19 protein-coding genes, 1 pseudogene and 1 riboswitch are annotated in these 19,518 nt (G+C 56.0%); of the genes and pseudogenes, 5 read left to right on the forward strand and 15 right to left on the reverse strand.

Annotation, left to right across the window (positions count from 1 at the left end):
- Positions 1-49: 49 nt before the first annotated feature.
- Positions 50-1,723, forward strand: coding sequence for a glutamine--tRNA ligase/YqeY domain fusion protein (locus PVA01S_RS03165; RefSeq protein WP_127605120.1), 1,674 nt, complete (start codon positions 50-52; stop codon positions 1,721-1,723).
- A 119-nt stretch (positions 1,724-1,842) separates the two neighbouring features.
- A complete protein-coding gene (locus PVA01S_RS03170; protein WP_127605122.1) occupies positions 1,843-2,334 on the forward strand; it encodes a DinB family protein in 492 nt (163 codons plus the stop codon).
- A 197-nt stretch (positions 2,335-2,531) separates the two neighbouring features.
- Here the strand turns inward: PVA01S_RS03170 and PVA01S_RS03180 are convergent, their stop codons facing one another.
- From PVA01S_RS03180 to PVA01S_RS03195, 4 genes are all read right to left on the reverse strand, one after another.
- Positions 2,532-3,797: an MFS transporter gene (locus tag PVA01S_RS03180; RefSeq protein WP_127605126.1), complete on the reverse strand. Its 1,266-nt coding sequence runs from the start codon at positions 3,795-3,797 to the stop codon at positions 2,532-2,534.
- A 121-nt stretch (positions 3,798-3,918) separates the two neighbouring features.
- Positions 3,919-4,428, reverse strand: coding sequence for an SRPBCC family protein (locus tag PVA01S_RS03185; RefSeq protein WP_127605128.1), 510 nt, complete (start codon positions 4,426-4,428; stop codon positions 3,919-3,921).
- A gap of 156 nt (positions 4,429-4,584) precedes the next feature.
- Entirely contained in the window at positions 4,585-5,175 is a 591-nt protein-coding gene (locus PVA01S_RS03190; RefSeq protein WP_127605130.1) for a TVP38/TMEM64 family protein, read from the reverse strand.
- A gap of 343 nt (positions 5,176-5,518) precedes the next feature.
- Positions 5,519-7,273, reverse strand: coding sequence for an ABC transporter ATP-binding protein (locus PVA01S_RS03195; protein WP_127605132.1), 1,755 nt, complete (start codon positions 7,271-7,273; stop codon positions 5,519-5,521).
- A 310-nt stretch (positions 7,274-7,583) separates the two neighbouring features.
- Between PVA01S_RS03195 and PVA01S_RS03200 the strand changes: the two genes are divergently transcribed.
- Positions 7,584-8,219 (forward strand): DsbA family oxidoreductase, encoded by a 636-nt coding sequence (locus tag PVA01S_RS03200; protein ID WP_054798311.1) that lies wholly within the window; start codon positions 7,584-7,586, stop codon positions 8,217-8,219.
- A gap of 108 nt (positions 8,220-8,327) precedes the next feature.
- Here PVA01S_RS03200 and PVA01S_RS03205 read toward each other — a convergent pair whose 3' ends face one another.
- The 3 genes from PVA01S_RS03205 to PVA01S_RS03215 form a co-directional block, all read right to left on the reverse strand.
- Positions 8,328-8,687, reverse strand: a complete 360-nt coding sequence (locus PVA01S_RS03205) for a response regulator (RefSeq protein WP_054798312.1) — start codon at positions 8,685-8,687, stop codon at positions 8,328-8,330.
- 38 nt (positions 8,688-8,725) lie between these two features.
- On the reverse strand, positions 8,726-9,700 hold the full coding sequence (locus PVA01S_RS03210) for an HD-GYP domain-containing protein (RefSeq protein ID WP_127605134.1): 975 nt from the start codon (positions 9,698-9,700) through the stop codon (positions 8,726-8,728).
- A 145-nt stretch (positions 9,701-9,845) separates the two neighbouring features.
- A riboswitch (cyclic di-GMP riboswitch) is annotated at positions 9,846-9,928 on the reverse strand.
- Positions 9,929-10,128: 200 nt separating this feature from the next.
- The gene (locus PVA01S_RS03215; RefSeq protein ID WP_164751722.1) at positions 10,129-11,688 is read right to left on the reverse strand and encodes an AraC family transcriptional regulator; all 1,560 of its coding nucleotides are present in this window, start codon (positions 11,686-11,688) and stop codon (positions 10,129-10,131) included.
- A 302-nt stretch (positions 11,689-11,990) separates the two neighbouring features.
- Here PVA01S_RS03215 and PVA01S_RS03220 point away from each other — a divergent pair, with 302 nt between their 5' ends.
- A complete protein-coding gene (locus PVA01S_RS03220) occupies positions 11,991-12,383 on the forward strand; it encodes a hypothetical protein (protein ID WP_127605138.1) in 393 nt (130 codons plus the stop codon).
- Between the two features lie 68 nt (positions 12,384-12,451).
- Here PVA01S_RS03220 and PVA01S_RS03225 read toward each other — a convergent pair whose 3' ends face one another.
- The 6 genes from PVA01S_RS03225 to PVA01S_RS03250 form a co-directional block, all read right to left on the reverse strand.
- Positions 12,452-12,892 (reverse strand): Dps family protein, encoded by a 441-nt coding sequence (locus PVA01S_RS03225; RefSeq protein WP_127605140.1) that lies wholly within the window; start codon positions 12,890-12,892, stop codon positions 12,452-12,454.
- A gap of 35 nt (positions 12,893-12,927) precedes the next feature.
- Positions 12,928-13,377, reverse strand: coding sequence for a Fur family transcriptional regulator (locus PVA01S_RS03230; RefSeq protein ID WP_164751723.1), 450 nt, complete (start codon positions 13,375-13,377; stop codon positions 12,928-12,930).
- A gap of 322 nt (positions 13,378-13,699) precedes the next feature.
- Positions 13,700-14,530 (reverse strand): winged helix-turn-helix domain-containing protein, encoded by an 831-nt coding sequence (locus PVA01S_RS03235; protein ID WP_127605144.1) that lies wholly within the window; start codon positions 14,528-14,530, stop codon positions 13,700-13,702.
- The gene (locus PVA01S_RS03240; RefSeq protein ID WP_054798516.1) at positions 14,503-14,901 is read right to left on the reverse strand and encodes a Fur family transcriptional regulator; all 399 of its coding nucleotides are present in this window, start codon (positions 14,899-14,901) and stop codon (positions 14,503-14,505) included. The genes PVA01S_RS03235 and PVA01S_RS03240 overlap by 28 nt, the downstream gene beginning before the upstream one ends.
- A gap of 272 nt (positions 14,902-15,173) precedes the next feature.
- On the reverse strand, positions 15,174-15,809 hold the full coding sequence (locus tag PVA01S_RS03245; RefSeq protein WP_054798515.1) for an SdpI family protein: 636 nt from the start codon (positions 15,807-15,809) through the stop codon (positions 15,174-15,176).
- Positions 15,802-16,083 carry an autorepressor SdpR family transcription factor gene (locus PVA01S_RS03250; RefSeq protein ID WP_174817556.1) on the reverse strand — a complete coding sequence of 94 codons (282 nt, stop codon included), beginning with the start codon at positions 16,081-16,083 and terminating at the stop codon, positions 15,802-15,804. The genes PVA01S_RS03245 and PVA01S_RS03250 overlap by 8 nt, the downstream gene beginning before the upstream one ends.
- Positions 16,084-16,332: 249 nt before the next feature.
- Between PVA01S_RS03250 and PVA01S_RS03255 the strand changes: the two genes are divergently transcribed.
- Positions 16,333-17,973, forward strand: a complete 1,641-nt coding sequence (locus PVA01S_RS03255; RefSeq protein ID WP_054798513.1) for a stalk domain-containing protein — start codon at positions 16,333-16,335, stop codon at positions 17,971-17,973.
- Between the two features lie 124 nt (positions 17,974-18,097).
- Here the strand turns inward: PVA01S_RS03255 and PVA01S_RS03260 are convergent.
- Together PVA01S_RS03260 and PVA01S_RS03265 are read right to left on the reverse strand one after the other, a co-directional pair.
- Positions 18,098-18,852, reverse strand: a pseudogene (locus PVA01S_RS03260) (dicarboxylate/amino acid:cation symporter).
- A 172-nt stretch (positions 18,853-19,024) separates the two neighbouring features.
- Entirely contained in the window at positions 19,025-19,468 is a 444-nt protein-coding gene (locus PVA01S_RS03265) for an aminoacyl-tRNA deacylase (protein WP_127605146.1), read from the reverse strand.
- Between the last annotated feature and the right edge of the window lie 50 nt (positions 19,469-19,518).

The raw sequence follows: 19,518 nt of genomic DNA on the forward strand, positions 1-19,518 counted from the left end.
ATAAGTAGTAATAGTTTTGGCATTTTTTCAGAGAAAGGTTGATACCACCGTGGAGACTACGAAACCGGCATCTGCTTCATCCACTAATTTCATTAAACAAATTGTGGCCGACGACCTGAAAACGGGGAAAGTCAGCGAAGTCGTCACCCGCTTCCCGCCGGAGCCTAACGGCTACCTGCATATCGGTCACGCCAAGTCGATCTGTTTGAACTTCGAGCTGGCCGACGAATTCGGCGGTCGGACGCATTTGCGTTTTGACGATACGAACCCGTTGAAGGAAGACACCGAGTATGTCGAATCGATCAAGGAAGATGTGAAATGGCTCGGCTTTGATTGGGAGAAGCTGTTTTTTGCTTCCGACTTTTTCGAGGAAATGTACGACCGGGCGGTACTGCTCATCAAGAAGGGCAAAGCCTATGTCTGCGATCTGACGGCGGATCAAATCCGGGAAACGCGCGGAACGCTGACCGAGCCCGGCCAAGAAAGTCCGTTCCGCAACCGCAGCGTGGAAGAAAACCTCGACCTGTTCCAGCGGATGCGCAGCGGGGAGTTCCCGAACGGCCAGAAGGTGCTGCGCGCCAAGATCGATATGTCCTCCCCGAACATCAATATGCGCGACCCGGTGCTGTACCGCATCTCCCATGCGCAGCATCATAATACCGGCGACAAGTGGTGCATTTATCCGATGTACGATTATGCTCACCCGCTGGAGGATGCGATCGAAGGCGTCACACATTCCATCTGTACGCTTGAGTTTGCCGACCACCGGCCTTTATACGATTGGGTCATCCGTGAATGCGAAATGGAGTGCGTCCCGCAGCAATACGAGTTCGGCCGCCTGAACATTACGAATACGGTCATGAGCAAAAGAAAGCTGAAGCTCCTCGTCGACGAGAAGGTTGTGGACGGCTGGGACGATCCCCGGATGCCGACGATCTCCGGCTTGCGCCGCAAAGGATACACGCCGGAAGCGATTCGCGAATTTTGCCGCGAGATCGGCGTCGTGAAGAGCAACAGCACCGTTGACGAGAAGATGCTCGAGCATTTCATCCGCGAGGACTTGAAGCTGAAGGCTCCCCGTACCATGGCTGTGCTGAACCCGCTGAAGGTGGTCATCACCAACTACCCGGAAGGGCAGACGGAAATGCTGGAGGCGGAAATTAACTCGGAGAACGAAGCGATGGGCGTTCGCCATATTCCGTTCTCGCGTGAAATTTATATCGAGCAGGACGATTTTATGGAGGAACCGGTGAAAGGCTACCATCGCCTGTTCCCGGGAAATGAAGTGCGCCTGAAGCACGCTTATTTCATCAAATGCGAGGAAGTCGTGAAGGATGCGGCGGGCCATGTGATCGAGCTGCGCTGTACGTACGATCCGGCAACGAAAAGCGGCAGCGGCTTTACCGGCCGCAAAGTGAAGGGCACGATTCATTGGGTCGAGGCCACGCAAGCGCGCCCGGCCGAATTCCGCCTGTACGAGCCGCTTATTTCCGATGCAACGGCCGGGGAAAGCGACGACTTCCTAAGCAACCTGAACCCGAACTCGCTGGAGACGGTGCACGGATTCGTGGAAGACAACATGAAGGATGCGAAGGCCCATGACAAGTTTCAATTTTTCCGCCACGGTTACTTCAATGTCGATTCGAAGCACTCGGACGCAAACAAGCTCGTGTTCAACCGGATCGTCTCGCTGAAAAGTTCCTTCGATGTGAAGGGCAAATAATTTTTAACAAAACTTAATGCGTTGTTCCCCTTTCTGCGAAAGGGTTCCGGGCGTTCTTATGGAAGGTAAACAAGCAGGGATCTTCACCAATCATTCCATGAAACGGGAGAGTGGATTGCATGTTTATTCAGAGCATTTCCGCCTTTGAACAAGAATGGAAGCACGAGAGCGCCTCAACCTTGAAAATATTCCGTGCGCTGACGGACGCCTCGCTTGCACAGGAAGTAGCTCCGGGACACCGCAAGCTCGGTGAACTCGCCTGGCACATCGTGACGACGCTCCAGGAGATGATGTCGAGAACCGGCCTGAAGTTCGAATCACCGGACGAACACACGCCCCAGCCTTCGTCCGCCCAGGCGATCGCCGACGCTTACGAGCGGGCGAGCCAAGCGCTGCTTGAAGCGGTGCTCGGGCAATGGACAGACGCCTCGCTGCAGGAGCAGGTCAATCTGTACGGCGAACCGTGGCCGAACGGGGTGACGCTGCACATTCTCGTCAACCACGAGGTGCATCACCGCGCGCAGATGACCGTCCTGATGCGTCAAGCCGGCTTGAAGGTGCCAGGCGTTTATGGGCCTGCGAAGGAAGAATGGCAGCCGGCTGCGCAGTAAGCCGTGCTTCCGGGTAAGGAAAACTTGCAAATCACCAAAAAAACCAGCGCCGTTCCTCGGGAATCGGCGCTGGTTTTTTTGGTGAGTCAACGGCAGTACACCGCACGCGTCGCAAGAAAGCGGCGGGCATGGGCTTTCGCCCTTGCAAGCGGTGCCGTCCCGACGCAGCCGAGACACGGCCCGCTGCGCCGTCCTTCTCAGGAGACGCCCGCATCTCCGGGCCGCCGCCGGCGCATGCGGTTCGCTTCGCGAACCGCCAGCCATCCGGCTAAAGCCAGCGACAGCACGCCGTACCACAGCACCATCTGCCGCAGCCCGATCGTGTCGAGCAGCAGGCCGGTGCTGAGCAGCACGGCTTGAAACATGACGCGGTCGAGCATACTGCGGAACGAGAAGAAGCGGCCGTGGTACGCTTGGGGGACGTCCCGTTGAAACAACGTCGCAGCCGCAGGAAAGAAGCCGCCCACCGCGAAGCCGAATACACCGAAAGCGAGCAGCGACCACAGCTTCACATGCGCGAATACAAGCAGCAGCTCGGCTCCGGCGACGAACAGCGCGAACAGGAACAACCGGCTAAGAAGCGAACCTTTCCGGGCGAAGCGTTTCACCAGAAAGCCGGTGAGAATGATGCTGGTGCCTTCAACGGCGTACAGCCAGCTTTTGACCCCGGGATCGTGCTGCAGCTCGCTGATATTGATGACCATCAGGTTGAAGCCGCCGATAAACACCGTCGGGATGATCGTCAGCAGCAGCACCGTCAAGACCGTCGGCTGCGTGCGCAGCAGCGGTACGATCGCTTTAAAACCGCGCTCGGCCGGACCTTCCGCCCGTTCGTCCATGGCTTCAGCCTCCCGCTTCCCTGGACCCGCCGGAATCCCGTACTCCGCCGCTGCCGGCGTGTCCCGCTCGCGCACCTGCAGGAAGAAGGTAGAGACGAGCAGCAGCGCATATGCGGCCATCGCCAGCATGTACAGTCCATACAACGACATGACCGACAGCAGAAGTCCTGCCAGTGTCGTGCCCAGAATACGCGCCAGTGTGCCGGCATTCATATGCACGCCGTTCAGCGCCAGCAGATCCCGATCCGTCACGATCAGCGGAATAACGGACTGCAGCGCGGGGAAATAAAACGCCGCCGAGGCCTGCAGCGACACGAAGAACACGACCATCCAGCCGATCGAATCCTGCTGCAGGGCGATGAACATGAAGCAGACGCTGAGCATGCGGCCTGCACTTGCGTACAGCAGCACCCGTTTCTTCGAGACGGTATCGATCACCCGACCGGCCAGAGGGCCGAACGCGACGCCCGCCAGCAGCCCTGCAATCAAGATCAACGATTTCACAAAATCCGAAGGCACCCGCTGCTGCATAAACTCGAGATTGGCAATAATCGACATCCATAAGCCGAGTCCTGCGATAAATTCCCCTGTGAGCACGATCCATACGTTCCGGTTTCTCCACATGATATGTTCATCCGCCCTTCCATGACTGCCCGACCGCAAGTCTGTACGTCCTAGGGTACCATAAACTCCGCTCCGCAAAAAAGCCCCGACCCGCCGTTTACGCCAGGTAGGGACTTCCTTGTCAAAAGGGACGCTTTGAAGAACGCTTCATGTCGCTATGAATTTTCTCTGTCGCCACGACCTGCTCCTCCGCCAGCCGCTTCACGACGGCATTGCGCTCTGCTAATAAGCGGCGCATGTACCGCTCCAGAAACCATGCGTCCGCCAACCAACCGAGCGGGCCGCAAGGCGACGTATAGTCGAACGTATCCGTCATCCGCGTCCCCTCTGCCTCGGGCATAAACGTATGCTCGTGGTAAAATCGCGCAAACGCCCCCTTCACCATCTCGTCGACGAACCGGTGCGGCTTGTCCATCTCTGTAATCTTAGCCGTCAATTGCTGACGCACGCCGAAGTGGACGGCCTCCCACGTCACGGTTTCGCCGAGCTCGATCAAACCGCTCGTCCTCCCGCCGATTGCCCGTTCTTGCGACCCCGACATAGACAGCATATGAACGTCGATGCTGCGGGCCAAATCGAAGCAAAGCTCCGGTGGGGCTTCGATAAACAATTCCATCCGAATGACCGGCATTCCCCTTGCCACCTCTTTTCCTTTCTTACCCGGCGTAAGGCGGAAGCCTGAAGGCGGCGATCCAGACGCACACCCGGCCCTCGTCTCCCCCGCGCCGGCTCGCGATAACGAAACGCCCTCCTCCTGACCGATCGGCCGACGGAAGAGGGCGCTTGCTCATTTCATATATTTAGACTCGACTTTTTTGCCAAGCAGCCACATGAGACCGAACACGCCCAAAATAAGCGCGATTTTCCAAGGCTGCTTAAGAACGTCGGCCAAGTCGTTGCCCGCCAGCGAAACCAGAAAAATCATGACCCCTTTACCTAAGGCGGTCGCCGTGAAGAACGTATGGAACGGCATCCGCGATAACGCCGACACGACGGTGACGACAGCCGACGGCGTAAACGGGAAACAGGCAAGCAAGAACACCGAGGAAAAGCCGTGCTTCTCCAGCCAATGAATCAACTGGCCCGTTCTCGGCAGCTTCCGTTCCAACAGCCCGCGCAGCCGGCCTCCGAACGTCCGCACGACAGCAAATACACAGGACGCTCCGCCTACAACCCCAATCCACGAAAGCAGCACCCCTTCGCCCAATCCGTAAGCGTTGACATTGGCAATCAAGATCGCGACGAGCGGCAGCACCGGGAAAAACGACTCGACAAGCGGCGCCAGGATGCCCGGAATCGGACCGAGCGCCTCGTACTGCTTCAACCACCCCTGAATATCTTCCCATGTCAGCGCGGATATCGCTTGCGTCCACTCCATGCCCGTTACACGACCACCTTCTGCTTGTACTACTTTACAATATAGCCGAAATTCGCGCCGAATCAAAGAGGCGGGATGTTGCCCGGACAGGGCGTCACGTCAGGGTCAGCCGCCGGATCAATCGGTCCAGGCGGTCTTCCGGCTTATGAGAGTACGCCTGCCGTAAACCGCCGTTCGCCGCCCCGAATACAGGCTTGGCACGAATGCCGCGCACGGAGCGACTGCTCTGCCGCGTGAATCAGAGCTTCTCCGCGCTGCAGGCGAAGCCGCATGCGGCAGCGACTGCCATGGGCGGTCCGGACCCGCCTTCAGCATGCGCCAGACTCCCTTCCCGGGCACCCGCTCAGCTCGGCCGGTCCTGCAAACGCAGCTGCTGCGAAGCGAATTCGCGGTACAGCGGGTGCGAGGCGAACAGCTCGTCGTGCGTCCCGACGCCGGTGACCGTCCCCTTCTCGACAAAAACGATTCGATCGGCGTCAATGACCGTAGACAGCCGATGCGCGATCACGAGCGTCGTTCGGCCCCGCATCAAATTGTGCAACGCCTGCTGCACCACGATCTCCGACTTGCTGTCGAGGCTCGACGTCGCTTCGTCGAGCATCAAAATTTGCGGGTCGCGCAGCAGCGCGCGAGCGATCGCGATACGCTGGCGCTGGCCCCCCGACAGCTTGAGGCCGCGCTCCCCGACCTCCGTCTCGTAGCCGCCGGGCAGCTGGCCGATAAACTCGTCGGCATACGCCATCTGCGCTGCCCGGTCGAGCTCCGCCGGCGTCACTTCCCGATCCAGCCCGTAGCTTATATTCTCGCGAATCGTTCCCTCCACAAGCGGACTCTCTTGCGAGACGTACCCGATCCGGCTGCGCCACGAAGGCAGCGCGTACCGATCGATCGGAACCTCGCCCAGCTTAATCGTCCCCCCAGTCGGGCTGTAGAATCGCTCCAGCAGCGAGAACAGCGTCGTCTTGCCGCTCCCGCTCGGACCTACGATGGCTGTAACCTTGCCTGGCTCCGCCGTGAACGTCACCTGTTTAAGCACAGCTTCGCCGCCCTTGTAAGCGAATGACACGCCTTCCAGCACGATCGGCAGGTCGGCTCTTTCAAGCGGAAGCCCCAAGACGGACTCCTCTTCCGCCTCAAGCGTCTCGATGATGCGTTCGGTCGCCCCTTTCGCCTTCTGGAACTGTGTGAAAAACTGCGTAATCTGCGTCGTAGGCAGCACGATTTGGAACAAATACAGCAGGAAGGCCACCAGCGCTCCCGCCGTCAGCGCGCCGGACGATACCCGAAGGCCGCCGTAACCGATGATCAGCACGAACATCAGCATCATGACAAAGGACATGACCGGCGCGATCCCGGCCTGCACCTTACCTTCGCGGATGCCGTAACGGAGCAGCTTCAATATGCCGCTGCTCCCGTTCTCAAACTCCCGCGTTTCCGCGTTAGAAGCTTTCACCAAGCGAATTTCCGACAGCACGCGGGTCAGTACGGACGTGAAATCGGCCGTCTCATCCTGCAGACCTTTGGAAATTTTGTACATTTGCCGGCCCAGCGGCACCAGGACGGCGGAAGCGAGCGGAATCGCGATGAGCAGGAGCAGCGTCATTTTCCAATCCAGATAGAACAGCATCACGAGCGAGCCGACAATGGAGATGATGCCCGTGAAAAAGTTGGCCGAGTGCTCGGTGATCAGCCCCTTCAATACCCCGGTGTCGTTGGTCATGCGGCTGATCGTTTCGCCCGTCTGGTGTTCGTCGTAGTAGGAAACAGGCAGCTTGAGCAGCTTCTGCCACAATCGGTGCCGCAGATTGGAGACGATTTGCTGGCCGATCCGGCTGAGCAAATACGTGGAAATGCCGGCTGTAACCGCCTGCGCGATGAAAGCGAGACCGATGCCGGCCATTTGCACGGCATTCAGGTTCGCGAGCGAGAAGTTATCGACTACATGCTTCGTCAGCAGGGGAATCACGAGTCCCGAGAGCGTCGTGACGAGATTGAGCGAAAGCGCCAGCGCGAGCAGCGTCTTGGACGGCTTCGTCTGTAGAATAAGCCGGACGAACGGTTTCCAGCCGGCTGTCGATGGAGAGGTTTCTTGTGTCATATAAAGGAAATTCCTCCTTCAGATCGGGTGCTGAATGGTGCGGCGCTCTTAGTTCGCCCGATGCTTCCAGTGTACCAGTGCGGCGTGAACGATATATGAACAAGGCGTGCCGTCTGTCCGGCAATCGGCAGCAGACTGTGCGCGGGCGCGGGTGGGTAAATGCTACTCCCTAGCATGCCATACTCACGGTCGAAACACAAAACGCACGAACGTGCTTCTGCTTGTCCCTGATTCTAATCTTATATTGCCATCCGCCCCTAAATGTCCCATACTAGAGTTACTTATGAAATTAAAGTGGAGGTGCTGCTTTATGCAAATAGACGTCTACTCCGATATGGTGTGCCCTTGGTGCCGGATCGGCAAGCAAAACTTAAAGGATGCTTTGGCCGCATGGTCCGGCGGCAAGGAAGCGACAATTCGCGTCCGCTCGTTCCAGCTTGATCCGTCGCTGCCGCCCGAAGGACTTCCCTTCCACGACGCGATGGGCAAAAAGATGGGCGGTCCCGCCGGGGTAGCGCAGGTGACGGAGCGCGTCACGCAAGCGGGCGCGGCGGTGGGCGTCACCTTCCGCTTCGATCGGGTGACCCGGATGCCCAGCACGCTGCTGGCGCATCGGCTCGTCGCGCTGCTGCCGGAGGATCGGCAAGCTGCGCTCGTAGACGGGATCATGAAGGCCTACTTCGAGGATGGCCAGGATATCGCGCAGCTGGAGGTGCTGCTGGCTATCGCCGCAGCCCAGGGACATGCCCCCGAAACGCTGCGCAGCCGCCTGGAGCAAGGCGAAGGGGCCGAGCGGGTGAACGCCGATCAGGAAGAAGCGGCTCGCATCGGCGTTACCGGCGTTCCCTTCTTCGTGTTCGATAACAAGTACGCGCTCTCCGGCGCTTATCCCGCTGAGCAAATGATCAAGGTGATGGAGCAAATCGTCTCCGAAGCGCAAGGCTAAGCCGTTAGCCAGGCGCAGCCGTAAAACAAAAAAGCAGCCGTCGTTCCCGAAGGGAGGCTGCTTTTTTCCGTTATGAAAATCAAATCCCTTGTTCTGGCCGGCGATGCGCTAGCCCAAAATTTTGGAGATCGCTTCGCCTACCCGATCTTTCTGAAACGGCTTCACGATAAAATCCCTCGCCCCTGCTTGAATGGCCTGCAGAACCATCCCTTGCTGCCCCATTGCCGAGCACATGATGATTTTGGCGCCAGCGTCTATGCTCTTAATGTTCTTAACGGCTTCGATCCCGTCCATATCGGGCATTGTAATATCCATCGTCACCAGATCCGGGCGAAACTTCTCATAAGCCGCAATGGCTTCTATGCCGTTCTGCGCTTCGGCCACCACCTGGTGCCCGAACTCGGTTATCATCTGCTTCAGCATCATGCGCATGAAAGCTGCGTCATCCACGATCATAATGTTAGCCATCCGTTGTCTGCTCCTTCGAAATTAAAATGAACTGCCGATCAACAGCAGCCGGCAATCATGAGCGTAGGGTTGTCGGCTAATGAAACTTCTTGTCCCGTCGTCAGGTAGCGAACGACCGGCCGCTGCATATGATCGGTGATTTTCGTCACGATCGCGTTATCGCCGGTTTGCATCCGAATTTTCGTTCCTGGCGGGTACGAGGGAACGGCTCTTACGAAAGCCTTGACCACATCCGCGTTATAGTTGATGCTGCTCGTAGCCATGATGCGTTCCATCGCATCGTGAGGAGCCGCATCCTGCACCGAGATCAGGTTCTCGTACAGATTGCACACGCCGCAAATTTGCGCATACTCGTGAAAGGTTGCCCCGGAGATGCCGCGCGGGTATCCATGGCCGTCGAGGGTTTCATGATGTTGATACGCAATATGCGCCGACAGCAGACTGAATTCGCGAATGCCGCGGATCAGGTTGAAGCCGGCCTCGGGATGCCCCGTCTCTTGTTGCGCCGTCACTTTGCCGATATCGTGAAGCAAACAGCCTACCGCCAAATCGCGAAGCATCAGGTCGTTGTAACCGAGCGCCTTGCCGACCTGGAGCGCCAGCAAAGCCACGTTGACGGCATGAGCGTAAGGCTTCAGCTCTTCCGCAAGCGTTCTCGAAGGCACCGGGATGACGACCGGCCGGCTTTGAACTTCTCTGATCAGACGGCTGACGCCTGTCAGCACATTTCGGATGGGAAAAGCTTTTTTCGCCTTGACGGCGGCATAAGCCTCCTGCACGTTGTCGATGACATCCATCCAGGTGGGCATGTCCATCATTTCTTCCAAGGTGATCCCCTTGGACTCGGCGTCCTCAATGATCAATTGCTTGATGCCGACCTGGATCAGCTTCTCCAGATACCTCGGATGAATGGTGTTGTTGGCCGCAAGCAGCATGCGCCGCTTGTTGTCGTATACGGGCTGAGCCAGCATCATGGCTTGTTCGTTGTATTCGGTAATCGGGATAAATCTCATCAAGCTCACTTCCCTTTTCATCAAAGTCGATTGGTTTGTCCGATGCGCCGCCGTTGAAGTTCCTTACCGCTGCTCCTCGTTACTCGACCTTCAAAAAAGAAACTACCTCAGCCAAATATCAGGTAGTTTGTCGCGATCTAGCCTCGATGGCAGCCCAGCCGTCATAGCTTCCGCATTAGACCTGTGGCTTTGCGTCCTTATCTTTCAATAAGTTTGCCTTTACATAGGTTGTTAGAACTAATTTCCATATAAACTCTTAGCTCAGCATAGCACATACGAACTAATATTGTAAATAATGATCACTTTTTGTCGAACAAAAAAACCGCCCGAAGCGTCGGACGGTCCTGCCGTATAAAACTTATGCGTTCGCACTTTTGGTTTTTCTGCCTGGAGTCACGAATTATGTTGCGTTTCTGGCAATCGCCGGGTCAGGTATACTGCACCAAGTGGCTTACCATTTGGTCGACGAGGCTCTCGTGCACAGCGGCGTTGTTCATCAGCGGTTGGCGGGTGCGGATGAAGAAGCAGTTTTTCTTCGGGCGGTCCCGGTTCAGGCTCCGCCAGTGATGCTCCAGCTCCGCGCAGCGATCCTCCGAATCGGCAATATCGACCAGGAACACCACATGGTCGCTGTCAAGCTCGGACAGCTCCTGCACCGAAGCGACATCGAGAAAGCTCATGTTCCGGACAAGTGCCGGTGGCGTCACCTGCAGATCGTCGTAGAACAAATCTTTCATCTTCCGCATCTGCATGCCGAATACGCGAAACCCCAGACCCGAAGCGTTGACAAGCAGCACCGACTCGTCCCCGAGCCGTTTGCGCACCAGATAACGCGCATTCTCCGTCTTCACTTCGAAATAGGACAGCCAACGCTCGGCTACCGTCGATATGTCGAGCGCCCGGCTAATATCGAGCAGGCGTTCTTTCCAGGAATAACGCTTCCAGTCGAGCATGACGACCGGAGCGATGCGGGACAAGGCGCGATGCACATCATCCGTTACCGGCGGGATGAAGATGAGCTCCGGCGCCTCCTCCGCTACCTTGCGCAGTCCCTCCTCCGGAGCTTCCCACCACCCGCGTTCCAGAACGAGATGGGGAGTAATGCCGAGCACGGACAGATCTCCGAGGAAGATCGGCGCCAGACAGGCGATCTTCCTTCTCGCCGACAACGCATATTCGGTCGGAGACATCCCCATATGCTTCTTGAACAACCGGCTGAAATAGTACTCGTCCGGATACCCGACCGAATGCGCCACATCAAGGATCGGCAGCGAGGAATCCGCGAGCAGCGACAAGGACATGTCGAGCCTGATTTTCGTCATGTATTTGTGCGGACTCAGCCCTGTATGGCGGCGGAACGCCTGATAAAACCGGCTCGATCCGACCCCCGACAAACGCGCGATCTCCTCCATATCGAAAGGATTGTTATACCGCTCCACCATATACTGACGTGTCTGCTCGACGTAATCCAGCAGCTCCGCCTCCGGCTGTTTCGGCTTTTGAATTGTCGTCATGTAGGCCGCGGCTAATCCGTACAGATGCGATTGCAGCTGATAATAATGAGCCGCGTCGTCGCCGGAGTCTCCGATGAAATCTTGAATCCAGCTCCGAACTTGAGGAATGCGGAAGCGGATCAGCTCCAGACGTTCCGCGAATATCGGCAGCGGTGAAGCCGGTAAGACGTGGAGCTTCTTCGGCACGCATTGGAAGCGGATGACGACCAGAGCGGCCGTATGATTGGCCGACAAGTTATCGAACGTGCATGCGCTGCCCGGAGGAATGAGGAACAAATCGCCGCCGAGCACGTTGCCCGAAAGCCGCTGACCGCGAGCGCGCAGCGTGACGCGAATCTTATCCTGCTGTACGAAGCCGAAGGCGTATTCGTCCCCTGTCGAGACATCCGCTTGCGAACGGCATGGGATTTTCAACTCTTCCGTGCTCATATATTCGAACAAAAGCTGGTGCAGTTGGGTGCTGTCGTACAACATTCTGCATTCACATCCTTCCGCGTACATAGAAAATAGTAGTGATAATAAAAATCATTGTCAACAAGCTGCTAAATGTTACCTGGAGGGGCAGAAGACATGGATCACGATCGGCACGACAGTTCGGAGCGATCCCTGGCCCCTCGGCCTCGGGCAGCCAAGGAACGCTTCTGCCCCGCTTCCGGCTCCCTATGTGTTATGATTGATCATACCTACGCTCGAACAAGGAGACGATGCCGATGCGATGGAAGGCCCTATGCGCCTTGTTCCTTATCCTAGGGTCAGCGATGCTCGGAGGGTGCAGCGTGACACACTCCGTGTCTACCCCTGCCGTGAAGGAGCTGCGCCAAGATCTGCGGCAGCTGAGTCCATCGGTGCAGCGCGTTCACGTTGCATTCACGCGCCCCAACCTGACCATCCGGGCCGACACGGCAGGGTTGCCGGACCCGGCTGTGCTCGAAGCGATGCTTGAGCGGGTGAAAGCTTTCGCCACTGTCGAGCACGTCAACGAAGCCGCCCGTTCCGTGAAGTGGGAGCTGGAAGTGTCCTACGTTCACTTCACGGTGAACAGCGACGGCAACGCGGAGACGGCGGAAGCCGCCTACTTCGCCCGCTATTTCCGAACGTCCGACGCCTCCGACGATTCCCCGGACAACATCGAAGCCTATCGGACCTGGTACGAAATGAAGAAGCCGTAAGCGGAGCACGATGAAATCGGCTTCGCTTACGGCTGGCTGCGGGGCTCGCCCCCGTCAAACAGTAAAGCTTATTTGCCCAAGAACGAATTTAACATCCAAACGTGCTTCTCAAGCGCCGAGTGAATACCGAGCAGCAAATCGCCCGTCGTCTCGTCCTGAATCGATTCGGCGTATTCCATGCCCAGCTTCAATTCGCCGATAATCAGGCTGAAATCGTTCACGATCACCTCCACCATCTGTTCGGCCGATTCCTCTCCGGCGGCTTCCCGGACCGATGCGATTTCCAGACTCCCCGTCATCGTTGCGACCGGCTTGCCCCCTAAGGCGAGTAACCGCTCGGCCAGTGCGTCGACGTGCAGCCCAGCTTCTGTGTACAGTTCCTCGAACTTCGTATGCAGCGTAAAAAATTGCGGACCCTTCACATACCAATGATAGTTGTGCAGCTTTACATACAGCACCGTCCAGTTGGCAATTTGTTTGTTGATCATATCCGTCAGTTGGTTTCTCATTTAAAATTCCTCCTCTTATTTTTCAAATCGGCTTCTTAGATCGCAATGCCTCGCTCCGGCCGCTGCAGGACGGCACATGCCTTACAGGTACCCGTTACTTCCAGGAAAATACTGTGCGCCTGAAACCCCGGACTCACCTCGATGGACGGCAGGGACAGCGCCCCCGTATAATCCGTCACCCTTCCGCATCGGACACAATACAGATGATGATGCGGAAGCACGTTCGTGTCGTAACGGGCGATTCCGGTTTGACGTACATAAAACTCCTTCAATAAGCCCAAATCGCGCAGCACCCGCATATTTTTGTAAATCGTCGTAATGCTGACGACCCTAGGATAATCGGCATAAATGGCTTCATATAATTCCTCGGCCGAAGGATGGGACAACCTGGCATACAGGTAATCCAAGATGAGTTCACGCTGCGCCGTCATCCGGATACCGGATGCTTTCAAGCGCTCGACCGCTTCTTCGATCGTCACGTTCATGGTATCCCGCCTTTCCATTCGCAATTGCTGTTACCCTCCCGGTGTCATACGGCTTTCCGATATCGATACCCCGTTCGTCGGCCAATGGCACACTTTATCCCGAATCGGCCCGGTAGAAATTACAGTGATCTGCAGCAGGCGAGCCTTGATTCGAAGTTAGTCCAGGTTGTTGCGTGTTCATGGTTCCAACCTCCTTTTATATTTAGACTCAGTCTAAATCTATAAATTGATAATACCATCGAATACCCGTCCGTTCATGAAGGAAAGATGATGTTTTCATGAAGATAGGATGAAGATCCTGCTAACAAGCGTTAGCGGACGATTACTCGTCCGCCAACCGGTAGCCGACACCGCGTACGGTGACAATATAGATCGGAGCCGCGGCGGGATCGCCGAGCTTTTTACGCAAGCTTTTGACATGCACGTCGACGACGTTGCTGCCGCCGAAATATTGACTGCCCCAGACGCGATCCATAATTTCCTCGCGGGTGAGAACGGCTCCGCCCTCCTGCATCAGCAGAAGCAGCAGCTCGAACTCTGTTTTCGTGACTTCGACGCGCTTGCCGCCGCGGGAAAGCGTCATCTTCTTCGGATCGAGGGTCAAATCCTTAAACGTGTAGACGGTGCTGTTACCATTAGCGGTTGCAACCGGCGTCGTCACGGCTTCGGCTTGCGCCGCCGACAGCAGCTCCTCCACCCACTGTACGGCATCGGAAAGCGGCATCGGCCAAACGATCGTTTCGGCATTGGCCAAATCCGCAGCCGGCGCATTCTCCTGCACGAGCCACAGGAAGCGCGCGCGGATGCGCGTATCGGCGACGGCCGCCTGCAGCTCGGCCAGCTCGCCCGCTTCCGCAGCCGCGGCGGCGTCAATGACGACCAGCTCAAGCGGCAGTCCGTCCATGACGGCCGGATCGAAGCGGTGAAAGACGAGCACATCCAGGCACCGCGCCGTCAGTTCGCCAACCAGTCCGCGCAGCCTCTCGGGGAACAGACTGATGACCGCAACCCGCTGCGTTTCGCTGCAATAAGCGCCAATGGCTGTTTCGACGGGTCGCCCCATCTTTTCTGCCGCTTGGCCCGGTGATTTGAACCCCGGATGCCCGATGTCCAGCGACGCCCGCTTTATGAATGAATTGTCGATTTTCTGCATGTCGGACACACCCCTTCGAACACCACGTGCGAATGATCGACCAAGTACGCCGTTTCCTGCTCGACCGCCTGAACCCAGGCGGCAGGCGTCTGGGCTAACACTTCATCGACGCGGCCGCATCGCTTGCATAAGATATGATGATGATCGTCGGTCCGGGCGTCATATCGGCTGGCTGCTTCCCCGAGCTTCAGCTCGCGAATCAACCCCATATCGGACAAATAGCGCAGGGAGTTATATACGGTGCCGTAAGCAAAGTTATGGCCTTTGTCACGCAGCCGTTCGATCACCTCCGCCGCCGTCGGGTGATCGTCGCTATGCTGCAATATATCATAGATCGCTTTACGCTGCGTCGTTAAATTGAGCTTGGTCATTAGCGTTCATTCCCTCTGATTATATTTAGATTTAGTATAAATCCATAGTGGAATAAGGTCAATACACACCCGGCCGCGCGTGCCCCACCACTGGCGCCGAACGCTGATCGCAGCGGCAGAAAGGCCATGCCCCATCAAGTCCGATCGACTTGAGAGCATGGCCTTTCTGCCGCGCATTTACTAGCGGGCACCCGCCGGACGGGCGCTGATGGTTTGCGGGCTTCTCTGCTTCACCTTCCGCCAATGAACCCGGGTCGAGGCCGGCAGATCTGCTAGCCTCTTGACTTTCTGTAATACATATAGGACCCGAGATAAGGGACGATCGTCGTCAAAGCGATGAGTCCGATGAAGAAACCGAATTTCACAGCGTCTGGCAGGAAAACGCTTAGCAGCAGAAGTACGCCGCCTGCCACAAATACTCTGCCGCTCAAATAGTGGGTTTTACGCCAAACCTCTTCGCTCGCAAGCGTCCAGGGGGTGCGGACGCCCATGAAATAATTCGTTTTGAACCGCGGCATATAGTTGCCCAGGACGATGAACACAATTCCTGCAAACGGCAGCGCAACATAGTTCATATTGAAGGTGAATCCGTATCCGTAAGCAATTGTAAAGGCATGCAGCACCAGCAGCCCGATCATAATCACATTCCGGATCACATTCACCGAAGACTGGAATTTGCCGTAGTTTTCTTTCTTCGGATCCAATTTCGGCAAATACGTAAGCAAGCTGTGGACAACGATCAAAATGCCAGGGACGAGAAACAAAGCAACCGCCTTGTGCGCATAGTTGTCCGGCTGTCCGTCAACGCCCCAATGAATCGGCATGAGATCCGGCCTCGACGGATACAGAACAATGCCGGCAACAATAGACGCCGCAAGAAGCAGCCAAATAAACCATGGTTTATTCATGATGATCCTTCCCTTCCGGTAGTTGTTGGAATTGCAGCACCCATTTCAACAAATCTTGAAATACCGTCGTGTTCAGCGAGTAGTAAATATGCTGGCCTTCACGTTCGTCCCGGACCAGATCCGCTTGCTTCAATAAACTCAGATGGTGGGAGATGCTCGGTTTCGTCATCTGAAATTGATTGGCGATCTCGCCGGCCGTCAAATCCTTTTCCTTCAGCAGGTCGAGAATTTTCCTTCGAGTCGGGTCGGATAACGCTTTAAAGGCTTGATTGATCGACATCGGCACACCTTCTCTTGCAATTTAAAGTTAAATATTTAGATAAATATCTAACTATCTAGCTGTTTTTAGTATACCTTTTGACGTCCAGCCTTGTCAATGCAATAAAAGCCTACTCTTCTTCCCAACTCCGAATCCCCCGGCAACCCCCGACTTTATTCCTAATTTATGAGGAGATAAAAGGGGTTTTTGCGTAGAAAAGCGAATAGATAACAACATATGAAGCCAGTCACACAGGAGGTTCACATGAAACCGATGTTACGTTCATTGAAGCTGCTGCTCGTCTTTGGTATCGCCCTCGCTTTATTCGCAGTCGTTCCCGCCCCGGCCCAGGTCAAGGCGGAAACGTTCTATTACATCGCCTATCCGAAAGGAACCGTTGGTCTGAAGAAGCCGACCGTCGGGTTTGCCATAACGGACACCGAAGTCACGATGCTGCATGACATTTCGCTGAAGCTGGACGGTCAAGAGGTACAAGGAACGTTCGACCCGAAATCCATGTCCTACCGCTATACGCCGGCCGGCAACTTATCCGTCGGCGAGCATACCGTCAAAGTTTCCGTCAATTTCACGGGATACGAGCCGATCGAGCAGCAATGGACATTTACAGTTTCCCCGCTCGCCATCGATGAGCCTCCGTCCGACTACTCGGACAAGCAGCTGGAATTGGTGAAAGCCGTCAACGATTATCGGACCTTGTACGGCTTGCCGCCCTTGCAAATCAACCGCCATTTAACGATGGCCGCCAAGATGCACGCCGAATACCTGCACGTCAACCAGATCGACCCGAACAAAGTGTCCCTGCATGACCAAAGCAAGTCGGTGCCCGGGTATACCGGCAGCACGCCGGGCGAACGCGCCGTCTATGCCGGTTATTACGAGGGAGTAGCCGAGGACGTATCCTATAACTACGGGACGCCTGTCGAATCCGTCGACGGACTGTTCGACGCCCCGTATCACCGCATTCCGTTCTTGTACGCAACCGTCAAGGAGGTCGGAGTTGCGGTCGCCGGTCCGATCGTCGTACTGGAATTCGGCTTTCAAGACGAGAACCAGATGGAGCTGCAGGTCACGCCTGCTCCCGGGGACAAATACGTCCCGGTTGCGTTCGAAGGCAATGAAGTCCCGGATCCGATCCGCATGCATACCGCTACCGCTTCGTATCCGGTCGGATATCCGATTCTGGCCCGGTTGACCGGCGCCGACCTGGAGGAAGTAACGCTGTTGGATGCCAAACTGACGGACGCCGCCGGTCAACCGGTCGAGCTGCTGCGCAATTCGCCGAAGAACGACAACCATCTGAAGCAGGAAGTGATTCTGACGCCGGTTAAGCCTCTGCAGCCGGATTCCGCCTATACGGCTTATGTGAAACTATCCGCCAGCCGCAATGGGACGGTCAGCACCTTCGAGCGGAAGTGGGATTTCCGGACGGAGCCCGTTCCAACTGTAGGCAAGGAGAAGCTTCACCAGGATGCCGCGGCTTACAAGAAGCTGGCAGAGCTTCAAGGCGACGCGGCGCACACGGTTTCCTTCGCGCTGAACGGAGACAAGTACGTGCTCGACGGCGTGACGTTTGATATGCATGTGGCCCCGGCCGTGGTCGACGGCTCTGCCTACTTGTGGGTACGCGATCTGGCTTCCGCCCTTGGCGCCGCGGTCACGTGGGATGACGCGCAGAAGGCGGCCATCTATACGAAGAAGGACCGAACGATCACCTTCTACACGACTCGCGGCGCGTATGCCGTCAACGGCCGGGAGTACGTAACCGGGACGGCCGCCAAGCTGATGAACGATCATACGATGATTCCGGTCCGGCTGCTGTCGGAGGTGCTCGGAGCTAAAGTCGAGTACGTGCCGGAGACGCACAGCGTCAGCATCCGGTACTAACCACAACAAACAAGACAAGACCCTCGCTGCAAAGCAGATGATGATCGCCATCCGCTTGCAGCGAGGGTCTTCTTTGTGGGCTTATTTGACGGCCGCTTTGGACCTTCGGTCTTATTCCTCGAGCTTAGGAGACGTTACTCAGCTCAAGCTCGTCTTCTTCGTCGCGGTTAAACGCTTCGCGGTTGAATTCGCCTTCGGCATTCGCGACCAGCAGCGAAGAGACTGTCGTACCCGTCGCGTTGACGGCAGTCCGCCCCATATCGACGACGGCGTCGATCGCCAGCGTCAAGCCGATCCCTTCGAGCGGCAAGCCGAGCGCAGTCAGCACGACCGTCGTCGAGATGGCGGCCGGTCCGGGAACCCCCGCCACGCCAACAGAGGAGATGACGCTGACAAGCACGATGAGAATGTAGTCGGATATATCCAGCGGTATGTTGTACATCTCACGCGGCTTGAAGTCCTGCGGAACGGCTTGGACGATGCCTGCCCCCGGATCGATCAACACCGCCACGATAACGCCGATCAGCGCGGCGATACCGGTCGTAGGAAGATGGATATCGTCTTGACGCCGATTTTGCGCAAATGACCGAGATTGGTCAGCGTCGTTATGCTGTTGATCACGAGCACGACGACGAGCGGGATGACCGGCATTCGCACCAGGTTCACATAAATGCTGCCGATCGTGCTGACACGCTTGAAGTCGAACTTGTATGAGTTAAAGAAAATCCCGGCGGCCAAACCGAGTCCGAGCGCGATCAATACCCGATAGCCGAAACCGAGGCGTCTGCGGCCTAAAGCATACAGCAAGCCGATGACCGCCAAGGAAACCGCTAAAGAAACCCCGTTCGTCTGAAAAGCGGTGATCAGGTTGTTCTCCATGGGATCCAGCTCACTTATATATTGTCTATCCAAATAGGTTGATTTCGAATAAAACCGAGTTTACTCCCCGCTATACCGGATGTCCATGTAAAAAGTTGCCGTCGGCTCCGGCCTTGGATACCCGGCCTTCAACACGGGAACACTGGCATTTATGGACATAAATTTTTTCACCTTAATCCAAAAAAGCAACAACTTGATTTAGTTTTTCTAAAGCATTTGGGACAATTTTCAGCGTCGATGTCGGTTCTCCCGTACCACTGTAAATAAATGGATAGCGGAAAAGTCCTCGATCTACGATACAAGGCAAAGAAAGCACTATAGAGACACTGCCAACCGTGCAGCCGGTTATCTGTTGGACTTCTTTTGGAGTTGCCATTTTCAATTGATTGCATCCTAAAATTCCCGACACTTCTTCTAAATTTACACGCCCGCGACTTCCAGAAACTATCATCGCAAAGTAGCCTTTTTCTGACTTGAGAACTAATGTAGGTGCTGTCTGACCTATTTCAATTCCAAAATAATCCGCACCTTCCTGTGCAGTACGAATCGGTTTTTCGTGATGAATCATTTCAAATTGAACTCCACTTTCTTGCAAAATGGTTCTTAAATTATCCATGAGGGTTCCCCCCTTTAGAAGGTCTTAAGCAAAGCAGCCGCTTGAAAAGA

The organism is Paenibacillus validus NBRC 15382, from assembly GCF_004000985.1.
GTDB classification, from domain to species: domain Bacteria; phylum Bacillota; class Bacilli; order Paenibacillales; family NBRC-103111; genus Paenibacillus_G; species Paenibacillus_G validus.